We start from the raw sequence: 17,710 nt of genomic DNA on the forward strand, positions 1-17,710 counted from the left end.
GGAGCGTGGCATGTAATCCTGATATTCTCTGAGCTCGAGTTACCGCAACAGGGACGGAGGAACCAATGCTGGGAATTTCGCGGCGCCGTCTTGCGGCCGCGGCGCTGTTGACCGCGCTGACTGCCATTCTCGGCTACCTGTACAACCGTACCCAGGCCGCCGACATCGAAGCGCAAAACCAGGTGATGCTGAACCTGCGCGAACTCGAAAAGCTCGACGCCGAGTGGACCGTGAATATCCTGCGCTCGCACATCGGACTCGACACCGACTACGCCTCGCTGGCCGCGCCGCTCCCGCGCATGCGCGAGCTGCAGGCGCAGGTAACGGCCGCCCTGCCGATGGCGCGCGGCCCGGAAGCTGAACACGCCTACGGCGAAGTCGCGCGCGCGCTGCACGAAAAAACCGCGCTGGTCGAGCAGTTCAAGGCCCAGAACGCCGAACTGCGCAAATCGTTGATCTATTTTCCGCCTGCCGTCACCGAGCTGAAAAGCGACGTGACCGGCATCGGCGGCGCCACGGTGCCTGCACCGACTGTGCTGGCGCTGGACGCCGCGCTCAACGGGCTGCTCACCGACGTCCTGCGCTACAACCTCGCACCCGACGACGCGCTGGCGCGCCGGATTGAAAAAGACATCGCGCTGACCATGCAGCACAAGAATGCGTTCTCGCCGGCGGTGCGCGAATCGGCCGAAACCATCGTCGCCCATGCGCGCGTCATCCTGCGTAACCGGGCGCTTGAAAACCAGCTGGAAACCCGCATCGCCGCGCTGGGCACGCCCGCCGCGCTCGACCGGCTCGGGCGCCTGTTCGACAAGGCTTTCGACCAGGGGCTGATCGAGAAGCAGCGTTTCCGCACCTTCCTGGCCATCTACTCGGGCATCCTGCTGCTGCTGCTGATTTACGTGGCACGGCGGCTGCTGCGCAGCTACACCATCATCGGCGTGGTCAACCGCAGCCTGCAGGCGGCAAACGAAACGCTGGAGCAGCGGGTCGCCCAGCGCACCGCGGAACTGGAAGCCCAGTCCGCGCAGCTGCAGCAACTGGCGCTGCACGACGGCCTGACTGGCCTGGTGAACTACGCCCAGCTTACCCGCTTGCTCGATCACGCGCTGGTGCGCGCCACGCGGCGCGGCACCATCGTGGTGGTGATGTTCATTGACCTGGACGGCTTCAAGGCGGTCAACGACACCTACGGCCACGCCACCGGCGACCTTGTGCTGAAGGCGGTCGCCGAACGTGTCCAGGCATGGCTGCGCAAGGAGGACGTGCTGGCGCGCCTCGGCGGCGACGAATTCGTCATCCTGCTGGAGGAAGTCAGCGGGCGCGAAGGGGCAGAACGCGTCGCCCAGCTGGCGCTCGACGCCATCCGCGGCATCAAGGAAGCGGGCGGGCATCCGGTCGAGATCTCAGCCAGCATCGGCATCAGCGCCACCTGCGGCGACTGGGGCGTGGAAGGCGCGGCCGACGCGCTCTTGGCCGAGGCGGACCAGGCCATGTACGTCGCCAAGCAAGGCGGCAAATCGCGCTGGGCGCTCAGTCCCAAAGCCCAGTGGGATTCCTGCCCGGACCCGCGCAGCATCGCGCGCGTTAATGACGGCCGCGCCACGGCGGGTTAGAGTACGGGCTCTGCAAACGCAGTGCCAATTTGGGCTACAATGGCGCAATTGGTGCGGTGCACAATAATTGTCGAGCCAGGGGAATGCGATGGGCAGCCTGTTCAAGAATCCGTTAAACCGTGACAGCGGCGCCGCCAGCGAGGCCGGCGCTGGCACCGTCGACGCGCACAAAAAGCGCAAGCGCACGGTGATGGTCAAGGAGCTGCGCGAGCGCGACCGCCGGCGCATGCTCAGGCACTTCCTCGCCCTCGACAACAGCGACCGGCTGCTACGCTTCGGCACCGCGCTGCCGGACGAGCTGGTGGAAGCCTACGTCGCCAGGATCGACTTCGAGCGCGACATGGTCTACGGCGTCTACAACCGCGTCTTCAAGCTCGTCGCGGTGGGGCACCTGGCGTTCGCCCCGAAAGAAAAATCTCCCGGCAAGATCGTGACGACGAAGGAACAGGTCGCCGAGTTTGGCGTATCGGTGTCGAAATCCGCGCGTGGCCTGGGAATCGGCTCGAAGCTGTTCGAACGCGCCGCGATCCACTGCCGCAACCAGGACGTCGACACGCTGTACATGCACTGCCTGTCATCGAACCAGGTGATGATGCGCATTGCGCGCAAGGCCGGCATGGAGATCGAGCGCGAGTACGGCGAGGCCGACGCCTACCTGCGGCTGCTGCCGGCAAACCCCGCCAGCATGCTGCAGGAAGCGCTGGAAGAGCAGTTCGCGACGATCGATTACACCTGGAAGGCCAACGCCCGCGCGGCGGCGAAATGGTTCAGCCCTAAGAAGTAACTACAAGAACCGACGTCGTCCCTGCGAAGGCACGGACCCATAGCACCTGGGATCATACGTCTGTAGGTTCCTGCTTTCGCAGGAACGACGTTAAATCCTGCCACTGTCATCAGACAATCGGCAGCGCGGTCGTGTCCTTGATCCGCTGCAGCGCGAAGCTTGATTTGACGTCGGCGACCGCCGGGTGTGACAGCAGCGTCTTCATCATGAATCGCGAGAAGTGGTCCATGTCCTCGACGTGCACCCGCAGCAGGTAGTCCATCTCGCCCGTCATCGCATAGCACGCCACCACTTCGGGCCAGTGCTCCACCGATTGGGCGAAGTCGGCATGCGGCGAACCGGTCGGCCTGCGCGCCCCGGCCGCGTTGGCGGCGACCTCGCTGTGCTTTTCAAGCCGCACGTTGACGTAGGCGAGCAGCCCCAGCCCGATCTTGGCCGGGTCGAGCAGCGCCACGTACTGGCGGATCACCCCGGTTTCTTCCAGCCGCTTGATGCGCCGAAGGCATGGCGACGGCGACAGGCTGACCTGGTCGGCGACGTCCTGGTTCGACAGGCGACCGTCGGCTTGCAAAATTGCAAGAATTTTGCGATCTGTTTTATCCAGCTCAATTTTTGACATAAATCCTCCGCTTTGCGCATTCGTACGCAATATTATTGCGCAAAACGGCCGGGCGGGGATAGTGATTGAAATTTTATGCCGGGGGTGCCGGACTATACTTGTCGCCTAAATCGCCAGGAGACAAACATGCAATTTACGCCTTGGGAAAACCCGATGGGTACCGATGGTTTCGAGTTCGTTGAGTACGCAGCTCCGGACCCGAAAGCACTCGGCGCGCTGTTCGAGCAGATGGGCTTTACCGCCATCGCCCGCCACCGCCACAAGGACGTCACCCTGTACCGCCAGGGGGACATCAACTTCATCATCAACGCCGAGAAGGACTCGTTCGCGCAGCGCTTCGCGCGCAAGCACGGTCCATCGGTCTGCGCGATCGCGATCCGCGTCAAGGACGCCGCCTTCGCCTACCGCCGCGCGCTCGAACTGGGCGCCTGGGGTTTCGATAACAAGACCGGCCCGATGGAGCTGAACATCCCCGCCATCAAGGGCGTGGGCGATTCGCTGATCTACTTCGTCGACCGCTGGCGCGGCAAGGGCGCCGCCGAAGGCGTGCCCGCCAACGCCATTGGCGACATCAGCATCTATGACGTGGACTTCGTCGCCATCCCTGGCGCGGTCGCCAATCCGGTCGGCCATGGCCTGACCTACATCGACCACCTGACCCACAATGTGCACCGCGGCCGCATGAAGGAGTGGGCCGAGTTCTACGAGCAGCTGTTCAACTTCCGCGAAGTGCGCTACTTCGACATCGAAGGCAAGCTGACCGGCCTGAAGTCGAAGGCGATGACTTCGCCATGCGGCAAAATCCGCATCCCGATCAACGAGTCGTCGGATGACAAGTCGCAGATCGCCGAATACCTCGACCAGTACCACGGCGAAGGCATCCAGCACATCGCGCTGGGCACCGATGACGTCTACGGCTCGGTACAGGGCATGCGCGACACCGGCATCGTGTTCCAGGACACGATCGAAACCTACTACGAGCTGATCAACCGCCGCTTGCCGAACCACGGCGAGAACCTCGAAGAGCTGCGCCGCCTGCGCATCCTCATCGATGGCCACAGCAACGAGACCGAACGCGAACTGCTGCTGCAGATCTTCACCCAGACCGTGATCGGTCCGATCTTCTTCGAGATCATCCAGCGCAAGGGCGACCAGGGCTTCGGCGAAGGCAACTTCCGCGCCCTGTTCGAGTCGATCGAGCTCGATCAGATCAAGCGCGGCGTACTGGTCGATTCGACCGCCAAGACGGCTGCTTAAAAACCAAAGCCGCACAAGCACCACATAACGGAGACACGCAATGAATGCACCACTAGACCGTTCGGCCCTGGAACCCCAGCCGTCGCACGAGATTTCGCTCGACGACAAATGGACCCTGGAGCGCGGCCGCGCCTTCATGACCGGCACCCAGGCCCTGATCCGCCTGCCGATGATGCAGCGCGCGCGTGACCTGAAGGCTGGCCTGAACACGGCTGGCTACATCACGGGCTACCGCGGTTCGCCGGTGACCAGCATCGACATGACCGCCGTGAAGGCCAAGAAGCATCTCGACGCGCACCACGTCAAGTTCCATCCCGGGATGAACGAAGACCTGGCCGCGACGGCAGTGTGGGGCACGCAGCAGACCAACCTGTACAAGGACGCCAACTACGACGGCGTGTTCGCCATGTGGTACGGCAAAGGCCCGGGCGTGGACCGCTGCGGCGACGTTTTCAAGCACGGTAACAACGCCGGCAGCTCGAAGAATGGCGGCGTGCTGATTTTGGCCGGCGACGACCACGCGGCCAAATCGTCGTCCACCGCGCACCAGTCCGACCACATCCTGAACGCATGCGGCATCCCGGTTCTGTATCCATCGTCGGTGCAGGAATACATCGACTATGGCCTGCACGCGTGGGCCATGAGCCGCTACACCGGCCTGTGGGTGTCGATGAAGTGCGTGACCGACATCATCGAGTCGGGCGCAGTGGTCGACTTTGACCCTGACCGCGTGCAGATTGTCACCCCAACCGATTTCGAGCTGCCAGCCGGTGGCCTGAACATCCGCTGGCCGGACGCCATCCTGGACCAGGAAGTCCGGATGAACAACTACAAGTGGTACGCCGCGCTGGCCTACGCGCGCGCCAATAAACTCAACAAGATCATCTGGGACAGCCCGAAGGCGAAGATCGGCATCATCACCGCCGGCAAATCCTACCTGGACACGCGCCAGGCGCTGGCCGACCTGGGCATCGACGAGCAGGCCGCAGCCGACATCGGCATCCGCCTGTACAAGATCGGCATGACCTGGCCGCTCGAAGCGGAAGGCGTGCATGAATTCGCGCGCGGCCTGGACGAGATCCTGGTGGTCGAAGAAAAGCGCCAGGTGCTCGAGTACGCACTGAAGGAAGAGCTGTACAACCTGCCGGACGGCGAACGTCCGCGCGTGGTGGGCAAGTTCGACGACACCGGCGAGTGGCACAACAAGAACCACACCGGCCACGGTGACTGGCTGCTGCCGGCGACCTACGAACTGAGCCCGGCGCAAATCGCGCGCGCCATCGCCAGCCGTATTTCGCACTACAGCGCCGGCCACCCGGTCGAGCAGCGCGTCAAGGAACGAGTCGCCTTCCTCGAAGCGAAAGAGCTGGTACTCAAGAACATCCCGGCCAAGGCCAACCCGGAAACCGACCGCATCCCGTACTTCTGCTCCGGTTGCCCGCACAACAGCTCGACCAAGGTGCCGGAAGGTTCGCGCGCGCTGGCAGGCATCGGTTGCCACTACATGGTGCTGTGGATGGACCGCGAGACCTCGACCTTCACCCACATGGGCGCCGAAGGCGTCACCTGGGTCGGCCAGGCGCCGTTTACCAGCGAAAAGCACGTGTTCACCAACCTTGGCGACGGTACCTACTTCCACTCGGGGATCCTGGCGATCCGCGCAGCGGTGGCGGCCAAGGTCAATATCACCTACAAGATCCTGTTTAACGACGCGGTCGCGATGACCGGTGGCCAGAACCATGACGGCGAACTCGATCCGGGCATGATCAGCCGCCAGATCGCAGCCGAAGGCGTTACCCCGATCATCGTCGTTACCGACGAACCGGAAAAGTACCCTGCAGATTACAACTGGGCGCCAGGCGTCACCGTACGCCACCGCTCCGAACTGATGGACGTGCAGCGCGAACTGCGCGACAAGCCGGGCGTGTCGGCGATGATCTACGATCAGACCTGCGCATCCGAGAAGCGCCGCCGCCGGAAAAAAGGCGAATACCCCGACCCAGCCAAGCGTGCCGTCATCAACGAAGCCGTCTGCGAAGGCTGCGGCGATTGCTCGGTGAAGTCGAACTGCCTGTCGGTGGAACCGCTGGAAACTGAACTGGGCCGCAAGCGCCAGATCAACCAGTCATCGTGCAACAAGGATTTCTCGTGCGTTTCCGGTTTCTGCCCGTCGTTCGTGACGGTGGAAGGCGGCGCGCTGAAGAAGCCGAAGAAGGCTGCCACGACTGAAGCGGCGCCGCCGGTACTGCCGACGCCAGTAATCCCTTCGGTCGAAACGCCGTTCGGCATCCTGGTCGCTGGTATCGGCGGCACCGGCGTGGTGACGGTCGGCCAGATCCTGGCGATGGCGGCCCACGTCGAAGGCAAGGGCGCGCTGGTCCTCGACCAGAGCGGCCTGGCCCAGAAGGGCGGCCCGGTCATGTCGCACGTACGCCTGGCGAACAACCAGGCCGACCTGCACTCGACCCGCGTCGGCACCGGCAGCGCCGACCTCGTGATCGGCTGCGACCAGATCGTCACCGCCAGCCGCGATGCCCTGTCGCGCATGGGCGAAGGGCGCACCTGGGCAGCCGTCAATTCGAGCGGCGCCACCACCGCGGCGTTCGTGAAGAACCCTGACTGGCAGTTCCCGGGCGAAGGCTCGAAGGGCGCCATCCTGCAGGCGTGCGGCGCGCAGAATGTCGAATTCGTCGACGCCGGCCAGATCGCTACCGCGCTGATGGGAGACTCGATCGCCACCAACATGTTCATGCTTGGCTACGCGTGGCAAAAAGGCCGCGTGCCGCTGACGGAAGCGTCGATCCTGAAAGCGATTGAACTGAACGGCGTGTCGGTGGGCTTCAACAAGTCGGCCTTCAACTGGGGCCGTAGCGCCGCGCACGACCTGGCATCGGTCACAAAGCTGACCACACCGGCCAAGGTCATCGAGTTCAAGCGCACCCAGACGCTGGACGACATCATCAGCCGCCGCGTCGAGCTGCTGACTGCTTACCAGGACGTGGCGTACGCGCAGCAGTACAAGTCGTTCGTCGACCAGGTGCGGGCTGAGGAAGAAAAGCTGGGCAAGGGCACGCGCCTGACCGAAGCGGTTGCGCGCTACTACTACAAGCTGATGGCGTACAAGGACGAGTATGAGGTCGCCCGGCTGTACACCGACGGCGCGTTCAAGGAAAAGATCGCGGGCATGTTTGAAGGCGACTACCAGCTCAAGTTCCACCTGGCGCCGCCGCTGCTGGCAAAGCACGACAGTAATGGTCAGCTGATCAAGCAGGAGTTCGGCCCGTGGATGATGAAGGCGTTCGGCCTGCTGGCCAAGCTGAAGGGCCTGCGTGGCGGTATGTTCGACGTGTTCGGCTACACGGCGGAGCGCAAGATGGAACGCGCCCTGATCACCGAGTACCGCAATACGGTCGGCGGCCTGCTGCCGAAGCTGAATGCGACGAACCTGTCGCAAGCGGTAGCGATTGCCAGCATCCCTGAAGACATCCGCGGCTACGGCCACGTGAAGGAGCGTCACCTGAAGGCGGCCAAGGAGAAGGAAGCAGCGCTGCTGGCAAACTTCGGCAAGGCGATTGAGATAACGCGCGTAGCGTAGGTTAGAGTTACACGTAGGGCGGACAAGCGAAGCGCCTCCGCCGAATTACCATGCGCCGCGTTGACGCATGAAATTCGGCGGAGGCGCTTTCGCTTTTCCGCCCTACAATACGCATCAGCCAACAATTTAAATGGAGACCCACCATGCAAGCCAAAGGCGCCTTCGAAGTCCAGCTCAAGCCCGCGCCACCGGAACCCGGTCGCGCCCGCGTCGGCCGCATGCTAATGGACAAACAATACTTCGGCGAACTCGTCGCAACCGCCCAAGGCGAAATGCTCTCTGCCGGCAACCCCGCCGCCGGTTCAGCCTCCTACGTCGCCATCGAACACGTCTCGGGCGCCCTCAACGGCAAGCAAGGCGATTTCGCCCTGGCCCACGCCGGCACGATGCACAACGGCGCCAATGACCTGACGATCACCATCGTCCCCGGCTCCGGCACCGGCGAACTTATCGGCATCTCTGGCAAGCTCGCGCTGAGCATTGTCGAAAACCAGCACTTCTACGAGATCGACTACACGCTGGCTTAACACCTGGCAGCGAAAACGCGACTATAATTTCCGGCTTACAATCCTGCCGGAGCTTTGTCGATGATTCGTTCTGCGTTACTGCTTGCACTCCTGTCCGCTGTTCCCTTTGCCCACGCCGCGCCTGACCTGACGACTGTCTCCGAACGTTCGGGCTTCCAGCGTACCGGCCGCTACGACGAAGTGATCAAGCTGTGCGCAGACTTCCAGCGCGCCTATCCTAAGCAGGTGAAGTGCGTCGACTTCGGCACCACGCCTGAAGGCCGTCCAATGAAGGCGCTGATCGTCACGCGCACAGGCGCCTTTACGCCGCAGGCGGCAAAGCAGCGCGGCCTGCCGGTGGTGCTGGTCCAAGGTGGTATCCACGCGGGCGAAATCGATGGCAAGGATGCCGGCTTCCTGGCGCTGCGCGAGGTGTTGGAGAACAAAGCGGCGCCGGGTGCGCTCGACAAGCAGGTGCTGCTGTTTGTCCCGGTCTTCAACGTCGACGGCCATGAGCGCTTCAAGGAATGGAACCGCCCCAACCAGCGCGGCCCGGTGGAGATGGGCTGGCGCACCACGGCGCAGAACTTCAACCTGAACCGCGACTACGTCAAGGCTGACGCGCCGGAGATGCAGGCCATGCTGGCGCTGGTGAACGCATGGGACCCGCTGGCCTATGTTGACCTGCACGTGACGAACGGCGCCAAGTTCGAGCACGACGTGTCGATCCAGGTCGAGCCGGTGCATTCGGCTGACGTCGAGTTCCGCAAGGCCGGCCTGGCGCTGCGCGACAACGTGCTGGCCGATATCGAAAAGCAGGGCTCGATGCCGCATGCGTTTTATATGTCATTCGTGGAGACTGACAACCCGCAGTCGGGCTTCGTCGATGGCGTGTCGGACCCGCGCTTCTCGACCGGCTACTTCCCGCTGCGGAACCGCCTGGCGATGCTGGTCGAAACGCACTCGTGGAAGGATTACCCGACCCGCGTGCGCGTCACGCGCAACACCGTGGTGTCGGTGCTGGCGCAGGTAGCGCAGCACGGCAAGGTGTGGCAAAAGGCTGCGCATGAAGCGGACGCGCGCGCTGCGAGCCTCGGCGGCAGCACTGTCCCCATGACCTACAAGGCGAGCGACAAGGTTCGCATGATCGACTTCCGCGGCTACGCGTACACGCGCACCCCATCGGATGTCTCGGGCATCCTGATGACGCGCTACGACGAGACCAAGCCGCAGATCTGGACCGTACCGCTGCGCGACGACATCGTGCCTGACCTGTCGCTGACCGCGCCGAAGGCTGGCTACATCGTGCCGGCGGCGCACGCGGCGATGGTGGCGGCCAAACTGAAACAGCACGGCATCAGCTACCGCACACTGGACAAGGAAGCCAGGGCGGACGTCGAGACCTTCCGCGCCGACAAAGCGACCTTCGGCGCCGGCTCGCTCGAATCGCGCCAGCGACTGACCCTGGAAGGCGACTGGAAGCCGGAAGCGCGCACGCTGGCAAAGGGGATGTTGTTCGTGCCGATCGCGCAGCCGAAGGCCCGGCTGGTGATGGCGATGTTCGAGCCAAAGGCGCCGGACTCGATCCTGGCCTGGGGCGGTTTTAACAACGCCTTCGAGCGCAAGGAGTACATGGAAGAGTATGTGGCCGAGGACGTCGCCCGCGAGCAGATGGCGGCTGATCCGGCCATCGCGGCCGAGTTCAGGAAGCGCCTCGAGACCGATCCGGCGTTTGCCAAGAACCCGCACGCGCGGCTGGAGTTCTTCGCGAAGCGTCACGCATCGTACGATGAGCGCTACAACATGTATCCGGTGCTGCGCGCGAACTTAGCACCGTAATGTACCTGTCCCGCGCGGCCAACACGGCCGCGGCGGGAAATTAGGTGAACCTCAGGTGGCCATGCCGCGCAACAGCAGGCCGGTGATGTACGCACCATAGGTGCCCAGCGCATACCCAAGCACCGCGAGCAGTACACCGACCGGCGCCAGCGCAGGGTGGAAGGCTGTTGCGACAACCGGTGCCGATGCGGCGCCGCCGATATTGGCCTGGGATCCCACCGCCATGAAGAACAGGGGCGCGCGAATCAGCTTGGCGACCAGCAGCATCAGGCCGCCATGGACGCTGATCCAGATCAGCCCGAGCAGGAACAGCCACGGTTTCTCAAGCAGCGCGGACAGGTCCATGTGCATGCCGATGGTCGCCACCAGGATGTACAGCATCGCCGAACCGATGGTCGATGCACCGGCGCCTTCCATGCTGCGCGCACGCGTAAAGCTGAGCAGCAGTCCGAAGGTGGTGGCGTACACCACGATCCAGAAGAAATTCGACGTCAGGCTGTAGTCCTGCAGCCGCCATTCGGCCGGCAGCGAAGAGATCCACGCAACCGTCGGTGCGGCCAGGAAGTGCGACAGGCCGGTCACACCCAGCCCGATCGCGACAATGACCATAACGTCGGTCAGGCTCGCAATGCGGGAGTGCTCGGCCTGGTATTTTTCGATGCTGCTTTTTAGTTCATTGATCGCGCTGAGGTCAGCGCCGGTCCATCGGTCGAACGCCTCCGAACGGCTGGCGAGGAACAGCAGCACAGCCATCCAGACGTTTGCCACAAGCACATCGACGGCCACAAACTGGCCGAACAAGGTTGCATCGACTTCAAACACCTCTTTCATGGCGGCCTGGTTGGCGCCGCCGCCGATCCACGATCCTGCCACGGTGGTCATGCCGCGCCAGGTGTCGCCCGCCACCGTTTCTGGATGGATCACGTTCATGGCCGCATACGCCGCCAGCGCGCCCAGCATCACCCCTGCGGTTCCCGTCAAGAACATGATCACCGCCTTCGGACCGAGCCGTATGACGGCGCCGAAGTCGATCGCGATGCACAGCAGCACCAGTGCGCTTGGCAGCAGGTAATCGCGGGCCATCGGGTACAGCTTGGACGCGTTGCCGTCGATAAGCCCCATCGTGTTGAACAGGGCGGGAATCAGGTAGCACAGCAGCAAGGCCGGCACGTAGGTGTAGAACTTCTTCCAAAAACCTTCGGTCCGCGAGGCGGACCAGAAGACGGCGCCGAGGGTGACGGCAAGCATGCCGAGGACGACGGCGTCGTTGGTGATCAGGGCAGTTGAAGCTGGTGGCATCGATACTCCGGAACAGGTGGGCGGGCCGGCCACGGTCGTAATTAACCGGGCCCGGCAGTTTGGTCGGGGTAGTATCGCTGGCGTGCGTCCCAGCGTCAACGCGCGCGGCACAAGCGGATGGTGTAAATACGTTCGGCTTCAGTGCTTGTCTTTGGGTGGTTCCGGCTCCTCGCCAGGATGGTAGGGGCGGGCAGTGGCGTCGATCTCGGCCTGTACCCGGATCTTGCGGGCGCGCCGGCGGGCTGTGCTGCTGCGCAGGAGCATGTAGAACACCGGCGTGAGGAAGATGCCGAAGGCGGTCACGCCGAGCATTCCCGAGAAAACCGCAATGCCCATCGCCCGCCGCATCTCACTGCCCGCGCCGCTGCTCATGATCAGCGGAATCACGCCGGCGCAAAATGCGATGGAGGTCATCAGGATCGGGCGCAGCCGCAGGCGCGCCGCCTCGATGGTCGCCGCCAGCGTGTCCCGGCCTTGCTGCTCCAGGTCCTTGGCGAATTCAACGATCAAAATCGCGTTCTTGCAGGCCAGCCCGACCAGCACCACCAGCGCCACCTGGGTAAAGATGTTCAGGTCGCCCGGCTGGGCAAACAGCGGCAGGCTCGACAGCCAGACGCCGAACAGCGCCGACAGCGTACACATCGGGACAATCGCCACGATTGCCAGCGGCAAGGTCCAGCTTTCATACTGCGCCGCCAGCACCAGGATGACCAGCACCAGCGACAGCGCCAGCAGGGCGGCGAGGGTCGGAATGCGCACGCCGGTGCCGGGCAGGCCAATGTCGCGGGTAAGGCGGTCCTGGTAGGTCAGCTCGGTCCATTCGTAGCTGATCCCGCGCGGCAGGCCGGCCAGCAGCCGTTCCATCTCGGCTTCGGCCTGGCCGCTGGATATGCCGGGCCTGGGCGCTCCGTTGATGTCGGCGGAGGGAACGCCGTTGTAACGCGGCACGCGGGTTGGCCCGAAGGTCGGCTCGACTTTGACAAGAGCGCCCAGCGGCACCATCGCCCCTTGCTGGTTGCGCGTCTCGATCCGCATGATGTCGTCGGCATCCGCGCGGAACGGCGCGTCGGCCTGGACGATCACCTGGTAAGTTTTGCCGAAGCGCGTGAAGTCGTTCACGTACAGGGAACCGAGGTTGACTTGCAGCGCATCGTAGACATCGCCCAGCGCCATGCCCATCTGCTTGGCCTTGGTGCGGTCTACGTCCGCCAGCAACTGCGGCACATTGATGTCATAGGTCGAGTAGGGGGTTGCGAGCGGTGACTCGGGGTTGGCGTAGATCTGCCCAAGCGTGCCCCACACTGCCTGGTACAGGCTTTGCTCGCCCAGGCCGGCGCGGTCCTGCACCTGCAGCTTGAAGCCGCCCGCAGTGCCCACGCCTTCCACTGCCGGCGGCGGCACGACGAACATGCGCGCGCCCGTGATCTGCTGGATATCGCCGTTGACCCGTCCGAGGATCGCGTCCTTCGACAAGTCTGCGGTGGTGCGTTCGTAAAACGGCGCGAGCCCGAAAAACACCAGGCCTTCGTTGGGCGCCGCGGAGAACCCGGCGATCGACAGGCCGGGAAAGGCGACCGCATCGACAATCCCCGGCACTTTCAGCGCAATCTCGCTCATGCGCCTGATCACGGCGTCCGTGCGTTCGAGCGATGCGCCGGCCGGCAGCTGCGCGATACCGATCAGGTACTGTTTATCGGGTGCGGGCACGAAGCCGCTGGGCACCCGCGCGAACAGCAGCGCGGTGGCGGCCAGCAGTACGAGGTACACCAGCATGGCGGCCCGCTTGCGCCCCAACATGCGCATGACCCCGCGCTCGTAGCTTTCGCCAGCGCGGTGAAAGCCCCGGTTGAAGCGCCGGAACAGTGGGCCGAATACGCGGTCGAGCCCGCGCGTAAGGGCGTCCTTGGGCGCGTCGTGCGGCCGCAGCAAAATGGCCGCGAGCGCCGGCGACAAGGTCAGCGAGTTAAACGCCGAGATAACGGTGGAAATGGCGATGGTCACGGCGAACTGGCGGTAGAACTGGCCCGACAGCCCCGGCACGAACGCCAGCGGCACAAATACCGCGCACAGCACCAGTGCAATGGCGATGATCGGGCCGCTCACTTCCTGCATCGCCTTGACGGTGGCGTTTCGTGCGGTGAGGCCATTCTCGATATTGCGTTCGACATTCTCGACCACCACGATGGCGTCGTCGACCACGATGCCAATCGCCAGCACCAGCCCGAACAAAGTGAGCGTGTTGATCGAAAACCCGAGCGCCAGCAGCACCGCGAATGTGCCGATAATCGACACTGGCACTGCCAGCAAGGGAATGATGGACGCGCGCCAGGTCTGCAGGAACAGGATCACCACCAGCACCACCAGCAGCACCGCCTCGATCAGCGTGACCACCACCTTTTCAATCGACGTCTGCACGAAGCGGGTCGGGTCGTACACGATGTCGTAGGCAACCCCGGGCGGGAACGACTTGCTGGCGCGCTCCATGACGGAACGCACGTCCTGCGACAGCGCCAGCGCATTGCTGCCTGGCGCCTGGAAGATGGCGATGGCGGCCGCCTCCTTGTTGTTGAGCAGGCTGCGCAGTGCATAGGTGTTGGCGCTCATTTCGACGCGGCCGATATCCTTGATGCGCACCAGGGCGCCACTGGCCGGATCGGAGCGCACGATGATGTCCGCAAATTCTTCGACCGTGGTCAGCCTGCCCTTGGTGTTGATCGGCAGCTCGAAATCGCTGCCGCTCGGCGCGGGCGGTGCGCCCACCACGCCCGCCGCGACCTGGGCATTCTGTTCGCGCACGGCATCGACGACATCGTTGGGTGTCAGCGCGCGCGCCGCCAGCTGCTGCGGGTTGAGCCAGATGCGCATCGCGTAGTCGCCCGCGCCAAACAGCAGCACGCTGCCCATCCCCCCGATCCTCAGCAACTCGTCGCGCAGCTGCAGCTGCCCGTAATTGCGCAGGTACAGCGCGTCGCGGCTGTTGTCGGGGCTGAGCAGGTGCACCACCATGGTCAGGTTGGGCGCCTGCTTCTCCGTCACCACGCCGATCTGGCGCACGATTTCGGGCAGGCGCGGCAGGGCGCGGTTGATGCGGTTCTGCACCGCTGTCTCGGCTACCTCCGGGTTGGTGCCGATGCCGAAGGTCACAGTGAGGTTCATCGAACCGTCGGCAGACGACTGGCTTTCGTAATACAGCAGGTTGTCGATGCCGCTGATCTGTTCTTCGAGGGGCGACGCAACCGTCTCGGCGATCACGCGCGGATTGGCGCCGGGGAACTGCGCGCGCACCACTACCTGCGGCGGCGCAACTTCGGGGTACTCGGATACGGGCAACAGGAAGATCGACAGCGCGCCGATCAGGAAAATAAAGATCGAGATCACCGTGGCAAAACGCGGCCGGTCGATGAACTTGCTGGCGATGTCCATTGCCGCGCTACCGTTTTTCCGGCGCCGCAGGCGCAGCGGGCGGTTTTATCGGAACCCCCTGATCGTCGAGGGCAACCACTTGCGGCGTGACAGGCGCCCCCGGCATGGCGCGCTGCAGGCCGTCGACAACGATATGCTCGCCCGGCCTGACGCCGCTGACCACCCGCATGCCGTTGACCAGCGCCCCCGGTTTTACCTCGCGCGGCTCGACAATCCCCTTGGGGCCGACCACCAGCACGACCTTGCGCGTCTGGTCGGTATTGATCGCGCGGTCAGGCACCACGGTGCCCTTGTAAGGCTTGCCAGCACCCACCCGCACGCGCGCCGACATGCCGGGCGTGAACCGGCCGTCCGGGTTCTGGAACACCGCCCGCACCTGGATGCTGCCGGTGCCCGGATTGAGGCGGTTGTCGACGAAGTCGATGCGCCCGGTGTGCGGAAAACCCTGCTCGTTGAACAATCCCATCCGCACAACCGGCGCCGAGTTGTCCGCCGCTGCCTGTCCGTACTTGAGCCAGGCGGCTTCACTGGCGTCGAAGTAGGCGTAGATGGGATCAAGCGACACGATGGTCGTCAGTACCGGCTCGTTGACACTGACCAGATTGCCTGCGGTCAGCGCGGTTCGCGATGCGCGTCCATCAATCGGCGCGAGGATGCGGGTGAAGCCAAGGTTCAGGCGCGCTGTCTCAAGCGCGGCCTCGGCGGCTCGAAGCGAGCTGCCCGCATTGGCCGCTGCCGCACGCCGCTCGTCCGCCTCCTGTTCGGAAATCGCCCGCATCGGCAGCAGCTGCTCGGCGCGCGCGAGCTGGGCGCGTGCAAGCTGGGCCTGCGAACGCGCCGACGCCACACTGGCCGAGCTGCGCGCCACCTCGGCCGCGAAGGGACGCGGATCTATCGTGAACAGCAACTCGTCCTTGCGCACGGGCTCGCCGTCGCGGAAGTGGACTTTGTCGAGCGTGCCGGCCACCCGCGCGCGCACTTCCACCTGCTCGACGGCAGCCAGGCGCGCGCTGAATTCTTCGAATTCCTCGACGGTGCGTTCCATGACGGGTGCGACCAGTACCTGCGGCGGGCCAGCGCCGCCTGGTGGCTGGGCGGGAGCCTGGGCCGGGTTGCAACCCGCGCAGGCAATGGCGAACGTAAGCATTCCGACTACGCGCAGGAAAAGCGCAGCGAGCGGGCAAGGCCAGGCAATGCAGGTTGGGCGAGTGGTGTCCATGTTTTCCATACTGGCGGCGCGGCGCCAGGCAGGGGCCTGGATGCCGTTCAGTTGGAGTCAAACTGGAGGGTGTGGTTCGGCGAGGAACATGGCGGAGATCAGCACGTCGAAATGGGATTCGTGCTCATCGCCGCGTCGTCCCCGCGAAGGCGGGGACCTATGCTTCGCAGGATGATCATCTGGAGCATGGATTCCCGCCTACGCGGGAACGACGCAGAGAAACGGCGCCATCGGCGCCGTCTGGTTTATTCCCGCTGCAGGGTGATCGTCCCCAGCCCTGTCGTGGGCGTCGAGCACGGCTCCTCGTCAAACGCGATATCGCCCAGCGGATTGGGCACGCCATCGGTCTTCAGGTCAACGAAGCCGAACATGTCGCGGTCCATCAGGTGCGACGGCACCACGGTCGACAGCGACGAGAAAATATTCTCGCAGCGGCCCGGGTGCTTCTTGTCCCACTCGCGCATCATGTTCTTGATCTGCTTGCGCTGCAGGTTTTCCTGCGAACCGCACAGGTCGCACGGAATGATCGGGAACCCTTTCACTTCCGCATAACGCGTCGTGTCGGCTTCCTTCACATACGCCATCGGACGGATCACCATGTGCTTGCCGTCATCCGACACCAGCTTGGCCGGCATGCCTTTCAGCTTCCCGCCGAAGAACATGTTCAGGAAGAAGGTTTCAAGGATGTCGTCGCGGTGGTGGCCGAGCGCGATCTTGTTGCATTTCAACTCATCGGCCACGCGGTACAAGATGCCGCGGCGCAGGCGCGAGCACAGCGAGCAGGTGGTCTTGCCCTCAGGGATCAGGCGCTTGACGATGCTGTAGGTGTCCTGGTTCTCGATGTGGAATGGGATGCCCAGCTTCTCCAGGTAGGCCGGCAGGATCTCCGCCGGGAAGTTCGGCTGCTTCTGGTCGAGGTTCACCGCCACCAGCTCGAACTTGATCGGTGCGCGCTCGCGCAGGGTCATCAGGATGTCGAGCAGCGCGTAGCTGTCCTTGCCGCCGGACAGGCAGACCATCACCTTGTCGCCGTCTTCAATCATGTTGAAGTCGCCGATGGCCTGGCCGACCAGGCGGCACAGGCGCTTGTGCAGCTTGTTGTTCTCGTAGGCCACCTTGTCGGCCACCGCTTCCATTACTGCCGCGTTCATACGTCCTCCTTGATCCGGAAGACTTCGACGCCGACGCCTTCGCAGTCCGGGTACACGTCCGGCTTCATGGTCGACACGCGCACCGCGCGCACCTTCGGGTGCGCCAGCATCGAGCGCACCACGTCGTCGCACAGCGACTCCTGCAGGTGCACGTGGCCCTGCGCCATGCGGCGCGCGATGGTTTCGCGCATGAAGTCGTAGTCGACCACTTCTTCCAGGTGGTCTTCCTTCGGTGTCGACAGCGCCAGCGGGATGTACAGGTCGACGTTGATCAGGACGCGCTGTTCGCCCTTCTTTTCGAAATCGTGCACCCCGATGTTGATCATCACTTCGTAATTGCGCAGGAACAGCCGGCGGCAGTCGGCGAGCTTGGGGTGGTTAAGGGCGGACAGCATGGGTTAC

Annotated in this window: 12 protein-coding genes; 6 read left to right on the top strand and 6 right to left on the bottom strand. The window is 64.0% G+C overall.

Annotated elements, in window-relative coordinates; genetic code table 11:
• Window positions 1-65: 65 nt before the first annotated feature.
• A complete protein-coding gene (locus LMJ30_RS07240; protein WP_229431665.1) occupies window positions 66-1,616 on the top strand; it encodes a DAHL domain-containing protein in 1,551 nt (516 codons plus the stop codon).
• 88 nt (window positions 1,617-1,704) lie between these two features.
• The gene (locus LMJ30_RS07245; RefSeq protein WP_229431666.1) at window positions 1,705-2,400 is read left to right on the top strand and encodes a GNAT family N-acetyltransferase; all 696 of its coding nucleotides are present in this window, start codon (window positions 1,705-1,707) and stop codon (window positions 2,398-2,400) included.
• Window positions 2,401-2,509: 109 nt separating this feature from the next.
• On the opposite strand, the gene LMJ30_RS07250 is transcribed toward LMJ30_RS07245, so the two are convergent.
• Window positions 2,510-3,019, bottom strand: a complete 510-nt coding sequence (locus tag LMJ30_RS07250; RefSeq protein ID WP_169463959.1) for an Lrp/AsnC family transcriptional regulator — start codon at window positions 3,017-3,019, stop codon at window positions 2,510-2,512.
• Window positions 3,020-3,145: 126 nt separating this feature from the next.
• Between LMJ30_RS07250 and hppD the strand changes: the two genes are divergently transcribed.
• The 4 genes from hppD to LMJ30_RS07270 all read left to right on the top strand — a co-directional run bounded on the left by hppD (window position 3,146) and on the right by LMJ30_RS07270 (window position 10,216).
• Window positions 3,146-4,276 (top strand): 4-hydroxyphenylpyruvate dioxygenase, encoded by a 1,131-nt coding sequence (gene hppD, locus LMJ30_RS07255; RefSeq protein WP_229431667.1) that lies wholly within the window; start codon window positions 3,146-3,148, stop codon window positions 4,274-4,276.
• A gap of 40 nt (window positions 4,277-4,316) precedes the next feature.
• Window positions 4,317-7,871 (top strand): indolepyruvate ferredoxin oxidoreductase family protein, encoded by a 3,555-nt coding sequence (locus tag LMJ30_RS07260; RefSeq protein WP_229431668.1) that lies wholly within the window; start codon window positions 4,317-4,319, stop codon window positions 7,869-7,871.
• Window positions 7,872-8,014: 143 nt separating this feature from the next.
• Entirely contained in the window at window positions 8,015-8,398 is a 384-nt protein-coding gene (locus tag LMJ30_RS07265) for a DUF3224 domain-containing protein (protein WP_229431669.1), read from the top strand.
• A gap of 60 nt (window positions 8,399-8,458) precedes the next feature.
• On the top strand, window positions 8,459-10,216 hold the full coding sequence (locus LMJ30_RS07270) for a M14 family metallopeptidase (protein WP_229431670.1): 1,758 nt from the start codon (window positions 8,459-8,461) through the stop codon (window positions 10,214-10,216).
• Between the two features lie 51 nt (window positions 10,217-10,267).
• Here LMJ30_RS07270 and LMJ30_RS07275 read toward each other — a convergent pair whose 3' ends face one another.
• The 5 genes from LMJ30_RS07275 to LMJ30_RS07295 all read right to left on the bottom strand — a co-directional run bounded on the left by LMJ30_RS07275 (window position 10,268) and on the right by LMJ30_RS07295 (window position 17,703).
• A complete protein-coding gene (locus LMJ30_RS07275; RefSeq protein ID WP_229431671.1) occupies window positions 10,268-11,515 on the bottom strand; it encodes a DUF819 family protein in 1,248 nt (415 codons plus the stop codon).
• Between the two features lie 138 nt (window positions 11,516-11,653).
• Window positions 11,654-14,938 (bottom strand): efflux RND transporter permease subunit, encoded by a 3,285-nt coding sequence (locus LMJ30_RS07280; RefSeq protein ID WP_229431672.1) that lies wholly within the window; start codon window positions 14,936-14,938, stop codon window positions 11,654-11,656.
• Window positions 14,939-14,945: 7 nt separating this feature from the next.
• The gene (locus tag LMJ30_RS07285; protein ID WP_229431673.1) at window positions 14,946-16,085 is read right to left on the bottom strand and encodes an efflux RND transporter periplasmic adaptor subunit; all 1,140 of its coding nucleotides are present in this window, start codon (window positions 16,083-16,085) and stop codon (window positions 14,946-14,948) included.
• A 317-nt stretch (window positions 16,086-16,402) separates the two neighbouring features.
• Entirely contained in the window at window positions 16,403-17,308 is a 906-nt protein-coding gene (gene ttcA, locus LMJ30_RS07290; RefSeq protein WP_229431674.1) for a tRNA 2-thiocytidine(32) synthetase TtcA, read from the bottom strand.
• Window positions 17,305-17,703: a dihydroneopterin aldolase gene (locus LMJ30_RS07295; RefSeq protein ID WP_229431675.1), complete on the bottom strand. Its 399-nt coding sequence runs from the start codon at window positions 17,701-17,703 to the stop codon at window positions 17,305-17,307. Before LMJ30_RS07295 ends, ttcA begins: the two co-directional genes overlap by 4 nt.
• Window positions 17,704-17,710 lie beyond the last annotated feature (7 nt).

It is taken from the genome of Massilia agrisoli, assembly GCF_020831365.1.
Taxonomy (GTDB): Bacteria; Pseudomonadota; Gammaproteobacteria; order Burkholderiales; family Burkholderiaceae_D; genus Telluria_A; species Telluria_A agrisoli.

Coding starts and splice junctions, on each gene's coding strand:
- LMJ30_RS07240 (WP_229431665.1), top strand. CDS start 66: ATGCTGGGAATTTCGCGGCGCCGTCTTGCGGCCGCGGCGCTGTTGACC.
- LMJ30_RS07245 (WP_229431666.1), top strand. CDS start 1,705: ATGGGCAGCCTGTTCAAGAATCCGTTAAACCGTGACAGCGGCGCCGCC.
- LMJ30_RS07250 (WP_169463959.1), bottom strand. CDS start 3,019: ATGTCAAAAATTGAGCTGGATAAAACAGATCGCAAAATTCTTGCAATT.
- hppD (WP_229431667.1), top strand. CDS start 3,146: ATGCAATTTACGCCTTGGGAAAACCCGATGGGTACCGATGGTTTCGAG.
- LMJ30_RS07260 (WP_229431668.1), top strand. CDS start 4,317: ATGAATGCACCACTAGACCGTTCGGCCCTGGAACCCCAGCCGTCGCAC.
- LMJ30_RS07265 (WP_229431669.1), top strand. CDS start 8,015: ATGCAAGCCAAAGGCGCCTTCGAAGTCCAGCTCAAGCCCGCGCCACCG.
- LMJ30_RS07270 (WP_229431670.1), top strand. CDS start 8,459: ATGATTCGTTCTGCGTTACTGCTTGCACTCCTGTCCGCTGTTCCCTTT.
- LMJ30_RS07275 (WP_229431671.1), bottom strand. CDS start 11,515: ATGCCACCAGCTTCAACTGCCCTGATCACCAACGACGCCGTCGTCCTC.
- LMJ30_RS07280 (WP_229431672.1), bottom strand. CDS start 14,938: ATGGACATCGCCAGCAAGTTCATCGACCGGCCGCGTTTTGCCACGGTG.
- LMJ30_RS07285 (WP_229431673.1), bottom strand. CDS start 16,085: ATGCTTACGTTCGCCATTGCCTGCGCGGGTTGCAACCCGGCCCAGGCT.
- ttcA (WP_229431674.1), bottom strand. CDS start 17,308: ATGAACGCGGCAGTAATGGAAGCGGTGGCCGACAAGGTGGCCTACGAG.
- LMJ30_RS07295 (WP_229431675.1), bottom strand. CDS start 17,703: ATGCTGTCCGCCCTTAACCACCCCAAGCTCGCCGACTGCCGCCGGCTG.